Below are 12512 nucleotides of genomic sequence, written 5' to 3' on the forward strand. Positions count from 1 at the left end.
AATGAGAATTGATATCATTTTGTCTGGCCGATCCATTCCTGTTCCCGCACTCCATGCCCGCCGCCGAAACCCTTGCCCACCGCGAAGTCGCCACCCTCTACGCCGATCACCACGGCTGGCTGCAGGGCTGGCTGCGCCGCCGGCTCAACCACGCCGGCGATGCGGCCGACCTGGCGCAGGACACCTTTGTGCGCCTGCTGACGGTGCCGGCTGCGGCTGTCCACGAACCGCTGCGCGAGCCGCGCGCCTATCTGGCCACGGTGGCGCGGCGGCTGCTGCTGAACCATCTGCGCCGCCAGTCGCTCGAGCACGCCTACCTGCAGGCGCTGGCCGCGCTGCCCGAGCCCCAGGCGCCGTCGCCCGAGCAGCAGCTGCAGATACTGCAGGCGCTGCAGGAGATTGACACCATGCTTGACGGCCTCGCACCCAAGGCGCGCGCGGTCTTCATCCTGTCCCAGGTCGAAGGCCTGACCTATGCGGCCATCGCCGAGGAGCTGGGCATAGGCCTGCGCTCGGTCAAGCGCTATATGGCCCAGGCCATGGCCGAATGCATTTTGCTGGCACCATGAGCCGCACCTCCTCCATGTTCATGCCGCTGGCCGCGCCGCTGTCACGCGAGGTGGCGCTGCAGGCGGCCGAATGGTTTGTGCTGCTGCATTCGGGTGAGGCCAGCGAGGCCGACCACCGAGCCTTCGAGGCCTGGCGCCAGCAGGCCGGCACCCACGAGTCGGCCTGGCAGCGCGCCCTGGCCGTGAGCCAGCATGCCGGCAGCGTGCCTGCCGCGCTCGCCGCGCCGGCACTGGGCCGCACCCGGCGCCGGGACGGCCGCCGCGAGGCCGTGCGCGCGCTGGCGCTGCTGATGGTGGCCGCACCGGCCGGCTGGCTGGCTTGGCGCGCGGCGCCGCAATGGACGGCCACGCATACCACGGCCACGGGCGAGCGGCACGAATGGCTGCTCGCCGATGGCGGCCGCATCGTGCTCGATACGGCCAGTGCGGTGGACGTCGACTTCGACAGCCGCCAGCGCTTGCTGCGCCTGCGCCGCGGGGCAGTCTGGGTGGAAACCGCAGCCGATCCGCAGGCCCCGCCGCGTCCCTTCATCGTGGCAACGCCGCAGGGCCGTGTGCGCGCCATCGGCACGCGCTTTGCGGTGCGGCTCGATGGGGAGCGCAGCCATGTGGCCGTGCTGCAGGGCGCCGTGGAGGTGGCGCCGCGCGCGGGCGCGGCCCCGCAGCGGTTGCAGGCCGGCCAGCAGGCCTGGATCGACTCATGGGCGATGTCCGCCGCCGAGGCCGTGCCCGCCGGCACGGGCGACTGGGCGCGCGGCGTGCTGGCCGTGGACGACATGCGGCTTGGCGACTTCGTGGCCGAACTCGCGCGCTACCGGCCCGGCTGGCTGCACTGCGATCCGGCCGTGGCCGGGCTGCGTGTCACGGGCGCGTTCCAGCTTGGCGACACCGATGCCGTGCTCGGCAATCTCGTGCACCTGCTGCCGGTGCAGGTGCACTACCGCACGAGGTACTGGGTCACGATCGCGCCGGCAGGTGCGCCGCCTTGATCTCAATCGCGGTGGTCGGCTTGGCCGGCCTTCCAGTATCCCTTGGCGCTGACGGCATGCCTGGGCAGCCCGCGTTCCTGAAGGTAGTGGAGCTTCAGTTGCCGGATGGCCGAAGACTCGCCGGCCAGCCACACATAGCCCGGCCCTGGCGGAAGCGGGCGGTGCAAGAGCGACTGGCACAGGCTGAGGCCGGCCTGCGCTTGCGCGTTGAGCCACTCGATCCGCAGCCGGGCGCGGCTGTCGATGGGCTGCTGTTCCTGGGGTGAATGCACTTCGGCATAGACCTTGGCGTTGAGGCCTGCGGGCAGCTGGCCGGCAATGCTCTGCATGCCGGGCAGGGCGCTCGCATCGCCCGCCAGCATGACCCAGCGCGCATCGCCCGGGAGCAGGAATCCGCCGCTGCGCGGGCCGGCGATCCAGAGCTGCTCGCCGGCCGAGGCTTGCGCCGCCCAGCGGGCTGCCGGGCCGCTGTCAGCGCCTGTGCCGTGCAGCACGAAATCAAGCTCCAGCGTGGCGGCCGGAGTGTTGATGCGGCGGATGGTATAGGCCCGGCCTTCGCCGCAGGGCAGGAAGACCTTGACCCAGGCGGCAGGCGCGTCGACGCCATCGATTTTCAGGAATTCGGCGATGTCGGCACCGCCCACGGTGATGCGCCGCATGTGCGGGGTGACGGCATGCACCGCCTGCACGATGCCTGCGGCCCGCGCGGGGCGTGGCTTTTGTTGGCTCTCAGGCATGGGATGCTCCCTTCGGCGCTGCGGCCAGCAGCCCTGCGGCCACCAGCACGGACGAGGCCACAGCGATGGCGCCAAGCAGGTACACCGTCGCTATGCCCCAGGCGCCCGCCACGGCGCCGAACACGGGGCCGGTAATGCCCAGGGAAATATCGAGGAAGGCCACATAGGCACCCATGGCCACGCCACGGCTTTGGGGCGGCGCGCGGCGCACGGCCTCCACGCCAAAGCCCGGAAAGGCCAGCGAATAGCCGAATCCGGTGACCGCGGCGCCGGCATAGGCCACGAGCGGCGTGTACGCACCCCAGATGAGCAACTGCCCCACGGCCTCGATCAGCACGCAGGCCAGGGCCACGCGGGCGCCGCCAAGCTGGTCGGGCAGGTGGCCGAAGAACATGCGGGCGCCGATGAAGGCCAGGCCAAAGGCGGTGAAGGCCAGCGATGCATTGCCCCAGTCGCGGGCGGCGAACAGCAAGGCGATGAAGGCGGTGATGACGCCAAAGCCCACGCTCGAAAGCGCCAACCCCAGCCCGGCGCCCCACACCATGCTGAGCACCTGGTAGAACGGCGTGCGGCGGGTCGCGGTCGGGGCGGTGCCGCGCAGGTTCGCGACCAGCGCCAGCGCCAGCAGGGGAAGCATGGCGGCTGCCACGCAAATGCCGGCAAAGCCATAGGCGCGGTGCAGTGCTACGCCCGCGGGTGCTCCGGCGGCATAGGCGCCATACATGGCGATGCCCACCCAAGCCATGACCTTGCCTGCGCGCTGGGGCCCTGCCAGGGCAACGCCCCAGCTCAGCGCGCCGGTGACGATCAGGCTTTCACCGCAGCCCAGCAGTACGCGCCCCAGCAGCAGCACCCACAGCGCGGCGGGGGGCGATGCCGTGAAGGCCAGCGACACGAGATAGGCCAGGCCGCAGCAGGCGGCGAGCAGCAAGCCCGCGACCACGGCGCGCTTGGCGCCCCGGGTGTCGGCCAGGTTGCCGGCCCAGGCGCGCGACAGCAAGGCGGCGGCGAACTGCGCGCCAATGACGATCCCGACCACCAGCGGGCCCATGCCCAGGCCATCGTGCACATGCAGCGGCAGAACCGGCAGCGGCAGGCCGACACAGAGAAAGCCGATGAACACCGACAAGGTGATGGGAAGCAGCTTGAGAAAGACGTTCGCGGCAGGAGCGGCGGGGGGCGCAGGGTGCGCCTGCTGGGCCTGGTGGGCCTTGGGGATGGCCCGCCGGCCATGAGAGTGAGTAGGCATGCATGATTCCAAATATGAGCATTTGCTCGGTATTTGGGATAATATGAGCGATTACTCGCATTGAAAACTCGCATTTGGATCGCCCCATGACCAGCTTGCCCCAACCAAGACGCATCCCGCGCCAGAGCCGATCCCGGGCCTTGGTCGAGGCCATTCTGGAGGCGACGGCTCGCGTTTTGACCGAGCATGGCTACGCTGGCACCAACACCAACCTGGTCGCCGAGCGGGCCGGGGTCAGCGTCGGGTCGGTGTACCAATACTTTCCCAATAAGGACTCGCTGATCACCGCCTTGCACGAGCGCCACGCGGTGGAGATGCATGCCGCGATGGAGGCGGTGCTGGCCGGCACCCAGGCGCTGGATCTGCGCGGGCGGCTCGCGGCCATCGTGCATGCCTGGCTGGCGGCGCACCAGGTCGCGCCCGAGATGCACCGGGTGCTGGAGAAGGAGTTCCCGTTCTTCGACGCGCCGGCGGATCAAAGCCCCGCCGACCAGAGCATCCGCCTGCGCATCCGCCAGCTGCTGCAAGACCACCGGCACGAGCTGGTGCCGCAGGACCTGGACCTGGCCACCTGGATCGTGCTGCAGACGATGGAGGCGCTGATCCATGCGGCCGTCATTGCGCCGGCCACGCCGCATGCGATCGCGGCGATAGAGCAGGCCATCGTCGAGATGGTGGGCGGATATCTGTGCGGCGGCCGCTTGCCCGGCGCTTGATGCCGGCGCGGCGGCGCGCCGCCGGTGTGCCCCTGCATTTTTTGGCCCCTTTGGGCTTCGGGGGGTGTCCTGTTGGGTGATAGGCAATTTCATCCACAGCCACTTCCGAAGGAAACCCCGACCATGGCCTTGCAGCCCAGCGCAGCTTTTCCCCTTCATCCCATCGCCCGGGCCGGCCTGGCCATGCTGATGGCCGCCGGCTTTGCCGCCGCGGCCACCCTGCCACAGGCCGCCCAAGCTCAGCAAGTACCCGCGGCCGCGCAGCAGCGCCAGTTCGAGGTGCCGGCCGGCCCGCTGGCCGCGGCGCTGGCGGCCTTTGCCGCCGATGCGGGCGTCAGCATCAGCGCGCCGCCTGCATTGGTGCAAGGCAAGCGCACGGCCGGGCTGCAGGGCCGCTATACGGTGCGCGAGGCGCTCGAGCGGCTGCTTGCGGGCGCGGGCCTGCAGGCCGATGCGGCGGGGCAGGGCGGCTATGTGCTGCGTGCGGCCGATACGGCCGATACGGCTGAAATGGCCACGGCGGCGGGCGCCACGCTGGCCGAGGTGCGGGTCACAGCCCAGGCCGAGCGCGGCACCGCCACCGAAGGCACGGGCAGCTATACCACGCAGGCCACCGCCGCCGCCACCGGGCTGGCCCTGTCGCCGCGCGAGACGCCGCAGTCGGTCAGCGTGGTCACCCGCCAGCAGATCGAGGACCAGGGCCTTACCTCGCTGGGAGAAGCCCTTAAGCAGGTGACCGGCCTGGCCGCGACCAGCTCCGACAGCGACCGCACCGACCTGCACTCGCGCGGCTTCTATATCGACAGCTACCAGTACGATGGCGTGCCCACCAGCGCGGCCAACGACTTCTTCGGCACCTCGAATTTCGACCCCATCCTCTACGACCGCATCGAGATCGTGCGCGGCGCCACCGGGCTGATGAGCGGCGCGGGCAACCCCGGCGCCTCGGTCAACCTGGTGCGCAAGCGCGCCACCAGCAAGGAGTTCACCGGTGCTGCCTCGCTGGGCTTCGGGTCGTGGAACGACCGCCGCGGCACGCTCGATATCTCGACGCCGCTGACCGAGGACGGCCGCATCCGTGCACGGCTGGCAGGCATGCTGGAAGCGCGCGATTCGCACCTCGACCGCTACCACACCGACAACCGCGCGCTACTGGCCACGGTGGAGGCCGATATCGCGCCGTCCACCACGGCATATATTGGCTGGACGCACCAGGCCAAGCGGCCCGAGGGCGTGACCTGGGGCGGTCTGCCGATGGTCTTCAGCGACGGCACGCCCACCCATTGGCGCCGCTCCTTCAGCATCGGTGCGGACTGGACCCGCTGGAACACCACCAGCAACACCACCTATGCCGGTCTGGAACACCAGTTCGGAAACGGCTGGTCGCTCAAGGCCAATGCCAGCCGGCTCGACAGCAAGTACGATTCCAGGCTGCTATACCTGCTGAGCGAGCCCGACCGCATCACCGGTGAAGGTCTGGGGGCCTTTCCCAATTTCTCACGCCAGGCGCTGGTGCAAAACAGCGCCAGCGTGCAGGCCACGGGGCCCATCGAGTTGCTGGGGCGGCGCCATGAGGCCGTCGTCGGGCTGAGCGGCAACCAGTCGCGCTACACCTATGGCAACCATGCCTATACCGCGGCGGGCATAGGCAATATCTTCGAGTGGGACGGCTCCTACCCCGAACCCGCGTGGGGCGACTTCAGGCCGCTGGGTGATGATCGCACCCGGCAAGAGGCGCTGTATGGCGCGCTGCGGCTGTCGCTCACCGATGCACTCAAGCTGATCGTGGGCGGGCGGCAAAGCCGCTGGAAGCAGACCGGGCTGAGCGCGGTGCGCGAGCACGACAAATTCACGCCCTATGCCGGGCTGGTGCATGACCTGAACGCGGTCTACTCGGTCTATGCCAGCTACACCAGCATCTTCCAGCCGCAGGACTACCGCAGCGCCAGCGGCGCCTACCTCGATCCGGTCGTGGGCAAGAGCTATGAGGCAGGCGTCAAGGCGGGCTATCTGGACGGGCGGCTCAATGCCTCGCTGGCGATGTTCCGCATCGACCAGGACAATGTGGCCGTCCTCGACGGCGACCAGCTCGTGCCCGGCACGCCCGATCATGCCTACGTGGGCGCCAAGGGCGTCAGCAGCAAGGGCTTCGAGGCCGAGCTGAGTGGCGAGTTGGCGGTGGGCTGGCAAGTGTCGGCCGGCTTCTCGCACACCGCCGCCAAGGATGCCGGCGGCTCGCGCCTGGAGCCCCGGCGCCCAAGGAATCAACTGCACCTGTTTACCTCGTACCGCCTGCCGGGCGCCTGGCACAAGCTCACGCTAGGCGGTGGCCTGCGCTGGAGCAGCGGTACCTATGCCATCACCACCACCTCGGCCGGCATCGACGCGCGGCGCGACCAGGGCTCGATCGCCATCGCCGACCTGATGGCCGCCTACGCCTTCACGCCCCGGCTTTCAGCCCAGCTGAACATCAGCAATCTGTTCGACAAGAACTATTTCGACTTTGCCGGCAGCCAGATCTACTACGGCACACCGCGCAAGGCGATGCTGAGCATGAAATACCAGTTCTGAGCGGGCGCTGCGGCCATGGTTACAATCAAACAAGAATCATTCTTGTTCAATGGCGGGTACCCATCCCCGCTTTGCAACCGGCGCCCGCCATGCCCACCTCCAGCCCCGTGCACCACGAAATCGCCGCCCTCTATACCGACCACCATGGCTGGCTGCAGGGCTGGCTGCGCAAGAAGCTCGGCGACGTGCACCAGGCGGCCGACCTGGCGCACGACACCTTCATGCGCCTGCTGGCGCGCGATGAGCCCGTGCATGCGCGCGAGCCGCGCGCCTTCCTGACCACGGTGGCGCAGCGCGTGCTGGCCAACCACTACCGGCGCCAGCAGCTGGAGCGTGCCTACCTGGAGGCGCTGGCCCAGGTGCCGCAGGCCCTGGCGCTGTCGCCCGAAGAACGCGCGCTGCTGCTGGAGGCGCTCGACGAGATCGACCGCCTGCTCGACGGCCTGCCGGCGTCCGTGCGCCGCGCCTTCCTGATGGCCCAGCTCGACGGCATGAAGCAGGCCGAGATCGCGCGCGAGCTGGGCGTGTCGCTCACCTCCGTCAAGCGCTACCTGGTGCAGGCCGGCATGCACTGCTATTTCGCGGTGGCGCCGTGACCGCGTCTGCACCAGCGGCCGTGCCGCCCGAGGTGGCGCGCAGCGCCGTTGAATGGTGGCTGTGCCAGCAGGAAGAGGGCGGCGAGCTGCCCGAGCCCCGGCGCCGCGCCTGGCAGGCCTGGCGCGAGGCCGATCCGCTGCACGAGCAGGCCTGGCAGTCCATCGTTGTGGTCAACCAGCGCCTGGCCGGCCTGGTGGCGCCGCAGCAAAGCGGTATTGCGCAGGCGGCCCTGGCGCCGCGCGGCTCGGGGCGCCGCCGCCGCGTGGTGCAGGCGCTGGCCGTGCTGGTCTTCGGCGGCGGCATCGCCTGGCAGGCGCAGCAGCAGCTGGCCTGGCGCAGCTGGACTGCCGATGCGCGCACCGCGCGCGGCGAGCGCCGCCGCATGCTGCTGGAAGACGGCACGCAGATCGTGCTCAACGGCGCGAGCGCGCTCGATATCGACTACGGCGCCGAACTGCGCCGCCTGTGGCTGTACGAGGGCGAGGTGCTGATCACCACCGCGCCCGACAAGCGCCACAGCCCGCGCCCCTTCATCGTGCAGACCGCAGCCGGCCAGGCCCGGGCCCTGGGCACGCGCTTTGGCGTGCGCACGCTGGCCGCGGGCGGCAGCCAGGTCGCGGTGTTCGAGGGCGCGGTGCGCCTGACGCCGGCCCGGGCCGCTGGCAATACGCTGGTGCTGCAGGCCGGCCAGCAGGCGACGCTGCAGGCCGAGGGTGCATCGGCGCCGCAGCCCGTGCATGAAGACAGCCTGGCCTGGACCGACGGCATGCTGGTGGCGCGCGGCATGCCGCTGTCCGACATGCTGGCCGCGCTGCAGCCCTACAGCGCGGCCCGGCTGGCCTGTGCGCCCGAGGTGGCGCAGCTGCGCATATCGGGCACCTACCCGCTGAACGACGTGCCGCGCGTGCTGGCCGCGCTCGGCGCCCTGCCGGGGCTGCGCATGCGCAGGCTCACGCGCTGGTGGGGCGGGCAGGAAGTGCTGGCCGAAGCGGCGCTGGGCTGAGCGGAGCTGGATCATCAAAAATGATAGCTTGTAGCGCTTTTTATGATTGACTATTAGATATAAATCATATTGAAGCTGCCAGCTGGCATATGCGGTTTGGTATATTTTTTAGTAATAAATGTCAACCTTGCATCATCTGCCCAGCATCGCCCGTGCCCATGCCGGCAGGGCGCCAGCTGGCTCGATGATGCTTGCCCCACTGCGCACCGCAACCAGCCGGGGACCGCCCATGTCCGCGTCCACATCCGTTTCGGCAGCATCGTAGAGATAGGCCACGCTGGCCAGCTGCACCGCCTGGGCAAGCAAGGCCATGGTGCGTGGGTAGCGGGCCAGGATGCGCTCGGGCGGCACCGAATGTCCTCCTTCGTGCACGCGCTGTGCTACGCGCCTGAGCAGGCGTTGCGGATCGTCGAGTGCGACGACATGCAGCGCAACCGTATAGCCTTGGCGTTGTGCGCTGGCTATCAATTCGAGCTTGGAGGGGTGCGAGAACACCGTTTCGCTGGCGAACGGCTGGCGGGCTGCGATAAGTGCGGTGCGGCGTTCGTTGGCCCAGGCCTGCGCGGCTTGTGAGCGCTGCAGGAGATCATTCATGTGCTGTAGGTGGGCACGTTCGTGCAGATCGGCATTCACAAATTCCAGCGGTGGCCCGAGAATGCCTTCGCGCACCAGTGCGCGGTAGAGCGTGGATTTGCCGGCGCCGTTGGGCCCTGCCAGCAGATGGAACCAGAGCGGGGTCGCAGGCGTGGCCGCCATGTCAAGCCATGCGGGCCTGGGACTGGTTGTCGCGTACGAGCTCGCGTACGCGTTCGGCCAATGAGCCGCGCGACTGGGCCGCCAGCAGCCGTGCGGTCAGGGCGTCGACCGAGGTCGGCGCTGCGGCGCTGGAGTGCTCTGCGGCAGCGGCCTCGTATTGTTCAATGGCATTGCGCGCTTCCTGCACGCTCAGGCCCGTATGCTCGACGATCTGGCCCAGTGTGGCCCAGTATTCGATCTGGCTGGCCACCGAACGGCGCATGGGCTGCGCGGCCTGGCGGGCCTGCTCGACGAGCGTGTGGGGCAGTTTGACGGATGCGAAAGCGGTTTGGGCCATGGCGTTCTCCTGATTGGGGTATTTTGCGCCAATTTGTCGCACTCTGCCATCCGAGGTGCTGCTTGCTGCCCTGGGGCGGCCCGGCGGCAAAAAAAGGCCCCCACGCTTGCCCACTGCGTGTGGCCGCTGCCCCCCGAGGGGGCGCTTTTTGCCTTGGGGCGGCCCGGCGGCAAAAAAAGGGCCCCCACGCTTGCTCACTGCGTGTAGCCGCTGCCCCCCGAGGGGGGCGCTTTTTGCCCTGGGGCGGCCCGGCGGCAAAAAATCCGGCGCCTGATGGTCTGTTTTGAAAACTCGCGGGACATGGAGGATAAGGGCGGCGCTGTGCCGCCGTTGGTTTTTTCTTCCTCCGACCACCATGGCATCTTTCTCCGAACCCCGTCTTTCCCATTCCACGCGCCTTCGCGGCTTCCCGCTGCGTGCGCAGGCCCGCGCCTGCCGCAGCCTGGCGCTGGCCCTGGCCTGCCTGGGCGCCGCCACCCATCTGCATGCCCAGGCGAGCGGCACCTCGCCTGCGGCCGAGGCGGCGCGCAGCTACAGCATTCCCGCAGGCCCGCTCGAAGATGCACTCAACCGTTTCGGGCGCGATTCCGGGCTGCTGCTGTCCTTTACCCAGGACCAGGTGCGCGGCCTGCGCAGCCCGGGGCTGCAAGGCAGCCATACGGCAGGCAGCGGGTTGGAGGCCTTGCTGCGGGGCACGGGACTGCAGGCGGTGGCGCAGGCGCAGGGGAGCTATGTGCTGCGCAAGGCAGCAGCAGACATCGCCCTGGGAGCAAGCGCGGCAGAGATCGCGCTGGCGCCCGTCACAGTCACGGCTCAGGCTGAGCTCAGCGCGGTCACAGAAGGGTCGGGCTCATATGCGGCCAAGGCGGTGAGTATCGGCAAGTCCGAGCAGCGCCTGAGGGAGATTCCGCAGTCGATCTCGGTGCTTACGCGCCAGCAGATCGAGGACCAGGGTCTGCTGACGGTGGAGGAAGCCCTGAGCCGCGTCACCGGCGTGCGTGGCTATGGCTATGAAGACAGCCAGGATTTCATCACCCGAGGCTATGTCGCCTCCAGCCAGTTCGATGGAGTGCCGCAGCAAAGCAAGGGCACCCAACTGGACTTGGCCATCTACGACCGCCTCGAAGTGCTGCGCGGCCCCGCAGGTCTGCTGTCGGGCAGCGGCGAGCCGGGTGGTGCTGTCAACTATGTGCGCAAACGGCCCCTCCATGCGTTTGCAGTGAACGGCGCCGTGTCGGTGGGCTCTTGGAGTCAGCGCCGCGCCGAGGTGGATGTAACTGGACCGCTCAATGCCGAAGGCACGCTGCGAGGCCGCGCGGTGCTGGCTACGCAGGACGGCGACAAGTTCTACAGCCAGGGGCATAACGCCAACCACACGCTCTACGGCATCGTCGAGTACGACATTGCGCCGGCCACCACCGTGGGCGCTTCGGTGACCTACAGCGAGCGCGGCGCCGTCAACAACTACGGCCTGCCGCTGTGGTCGGACGGCCGCCTGCCTAGCCGCCACGCGTTCGTCGGCGTGGGCAAGGATTCCGAAACGGACACCTTCGACGCCACGCTGGACCTCACGCACCGCCTGGACAACGGATGGAGCGCGCGCGCGGCGCTCAACCACAAAAAGCAGCAGTACCGGGGCTATGGCGGCTATGCCGTCTCCAGCGTTGACGTGGCCACGGGGCTGGCGCCGTTCAGCTTGGGCAGCGCCATCCATACCGATTCCACCTGGGACAATATGGACGTGAGCGTCAACGGCCCCATCCACCTGTGGGGCCGTGAGCACCAACTGATGCTGGGCTACAACTACGCGCGCTATGAGTACCTGGGCGGCTCACGCTATATCTTCGGCATGGCCGGCCAGGACGTCTTCAACAACCACGGCTATGGCGATCTGCTGGACCAGGCGGTGCTCAGCAAGAGCAATGACGTGACCACGCAGTCGGGCGTCTATGCTTCGGGCCGCTTCAAGCTGGCAGACCCGTTGACGCTGGTGCTGGGGGGGCGCTGGTCGAACTACACCACGCGCAGCCGCACCGTGGCCGACAACACCACGGCCTGGGAGACGGGCTCCGACCGCACGCGCGGCAAGTTCACGCCCTATGGTGGATTGGTCTGGGACGTGACTCGGGAGGTGTCGCTCTATGCCAGCTATACCGACATTTTCAAGCCCAACACCGATCGTGACTATACCGGCAAGGTGATCGACCCGCGCATTGGCTGGCAAACGGAGATTGGCGCGAAGGGAGAGTTCTTCGATGGTCGGCTCAATGCCTCGTTGGCGTTGTTCCGCATCCGCGACAAGAACCGTGTAGCCGATGACACCGATCCCACACACGTGTGCGACACCTGGAACGGCATGTGCAGCAAGGCCTCGGGCGTGGTGCAGAGCCAGGGCTGGGAAGCCGAGGTCAGCGGCAGTCCGGCGCGAGGCGTGGACCTTTTGGCTGGCTACGCCTACACCGATGCGCGCTACCGCAGCGACAGCGATCCCAACAATGTGGGTCAGCGCTTCGATGCGTTCAAGATGCCCAAGCACCTGCTACGCACCTGGGCGCAGTACCGCTTCGATCACCGCTGGGCGAGCCTTGCGGGTCTGAGCGTGGGGCTGGGGGTGCAGTACCACAGCGAGCTTTACAGCAGCGTGGTGCGCCAGGGGGGCTACACCACTGTATCGGCCCGAATCGGATATGCCATCAACCGCCAGTGGGATCTCTCGCTGACGGTGAACAATCTCTTCGACAAGACCTATCTCGATGCGACGGGGTATGCGTTCTACTACAACATCTACGGCGCACCGCGTAATGCACTGCTGACGCTGCGCGGCAGGTTCTGACGGTGAGGCGCAGGGGCGGAAGATGGTTATTGAGAATGATTCTTCTTATTGTGGTTATGATGCCGCCCCATGGAACTGTCTGCCTCCTTCACCCGCGCGCTGCTGTCGGGGTTCGATCGCGCCTATGCCGACTTGCTGCGCGTGGCCGCGCGCAG

The 12512-nt window shown here is 68.3% G+C and carries 11 protein-coding genes; 7 read left to right on the forward strand and 4 right to left on the reverse strand.

Annotated elements, in window-relative coordinates; translation table 11 throughout:
* Positions 1-53 precede the first annotated feature (53 nt).
* Both ACODRX_RS18230 and ACODRX_RS18235 read left to right on the forward strand, forming a co-directional pair.
* The gene (locus ACODRX_RS18230; RefSeq protein WP_488872951.1) at positions 54-569 is read left to right on the forward strand and encodes a sigma-70 family RNA polymerase sigma factor; all 516 of its coding nucleotides are present in this window, start codon (positions 54-56) and stop codon (positions 567-569) included.
* The gene (locus ACODRX_RS18235) at positions 566-1558 is read left to right on the forward strand and encodes a FecR domain-containing protein (protein WP_488872952.1); all 993 of its coding nucleotides are present in this window, start codon (positions 566-568) and stop codon (positions 1556-1558) included. The genes ACODRX_RS18230 and ACODRX_RS18235 overlap by 4 nt, the downstream gene beginning before the upstream one ends.
* Before the next feature lie 2 nt (positions 1559-1560).
* Here ACODRX_RS18235 and ACODRX_RS18240 read toward each other — a convergent pair whose 3' ends face one another.
* Together ACODRX_RS18240 and ACODRX_RS18245 are read right to left on the reverse strand one after the other, a co-directional pair.
* Positions 1561-2295, reverse strand: coding sequence for a siderophore-interacting protein (locus tag ACODRX_RS18240; RefSeq protein WP_488872953.1), 735 nt, complete (start codon positions 2293-2295; stop codon positions 1561-1563).
* A complete protein-coding gene (locus tag ACODRX_RS18245; protein WP_488872954.1) occupies positions 2288-3544 on the reverse strand; it encodes an arabinose transporter in 1257 nt (418 codons plus the stop codon). The genes ACODRX_RS18240 and ACODRX_RS18245 overlap by 8 nt, the downstream gene beginning before the upstream one ends.
* Positions 3545-3630: 86 nt before the next feature.
* On the opposite strand from ACODRX_RS18245, the gene ACODRX_RS18250 reads away from it, so the two are divergent.
* The 4 genes from ACODRX_RS18250 (at position 3631) to ACODRX_RS18265 (ending at position 8431) form a co-directional block, all read left to right on the forward strand.
* Complete coding sequence (locus ACODRX_RS18250) at positions 3631-4260, forward strand: TetR/AcrR family transcriptional regulator (protein ID WP_488872955.1); 630 nt, start codon at positions 3631-3633, stop codon at positions 4258-4260.
* A gap of 123 nt (positions 4261-4383) precedes the next feature.
* On the forward strand, positions 4384-6831 hold the full coding sequence (locus ACODRX_RS18255; protein ID WP_488872956.1) for a TonB-dependent siderophore receptor: 2448 nt from the start codon (positions 4384-4386) through the stop codon (positions 6829-6831).
* Between the two features lie 89 nt (positions 6832-6920).
* On the forward strand, positions 6921-7427 hold the full coding sequence (locus tag ACODRX_RS18260) for a sigma-70 family RNA polymerase sigma factor (protein WP_488872957.1): 507 nt from the start codon (positions 6921-6923) through the stop codon (positions 7425-7427).
* Entirely contained in the window at positions 7424-8431 is a 1008-nt protein-coding gene (locus ACODRX_RS18265) for a FecR family protein (protein WP_488872958.1), read from the forward strand. The genes ACODRX_RS18260 and ACODRX_RS18265 overlap by 4 nt, the downstream gene beginning before the upstream one ends.
* 132 nt (positions 8432-8563) lie before the next feature.
* Here the strand turns inward: ACODRX_RS18265 and ACODRX_RS18270 are convergent, their stop codons facing one another.
* Positions 8564-9187: an ATPase gene (locus ACODRX_RS18270; protein ID WP_488872959.1), complete on the reverse strand. Its 624-nt coding sequence runs from the start codon at positions 9185-9187 to the stop codon at positions 8564-8566.
* 1 nt (position 9188) lies between these two features.
* On the reverse strand, positions 9189-9524 hold the full coding sequence (locus ACODRX_RS18275) for a TA system antitoxin ParD family protein (RefSeq protein WP_488872960.1): 336 nt from the start codon (positions 9522-9524) through the stop codon (positions 9189-9191).
* A gap of 355 nt (positions 9525-9879) precedes the next feature.
* On the opposite strand from ACODRX_RS18275, the gene ACODRX_RS18280 reads away from it, so the two are divergent.
* Positions 9880-12357 carry a TonB-dependent siderophore receptor gene (locus ACODRX_RS18280; protein ID WP_488872961.1) on the forward strand — a complete coding sequence of 826 codons (2478 nt, stop codon included), beginning with the start codon at positions 9880-9882 and terminating at the stop codon, positions 12355-12357.
* The last annotated feature ends 155 nt before the right edge of the window (positions 12358-12512 follow it).

This window comes from Comamonas sp. FG99, from assembly GCF_057808605.1.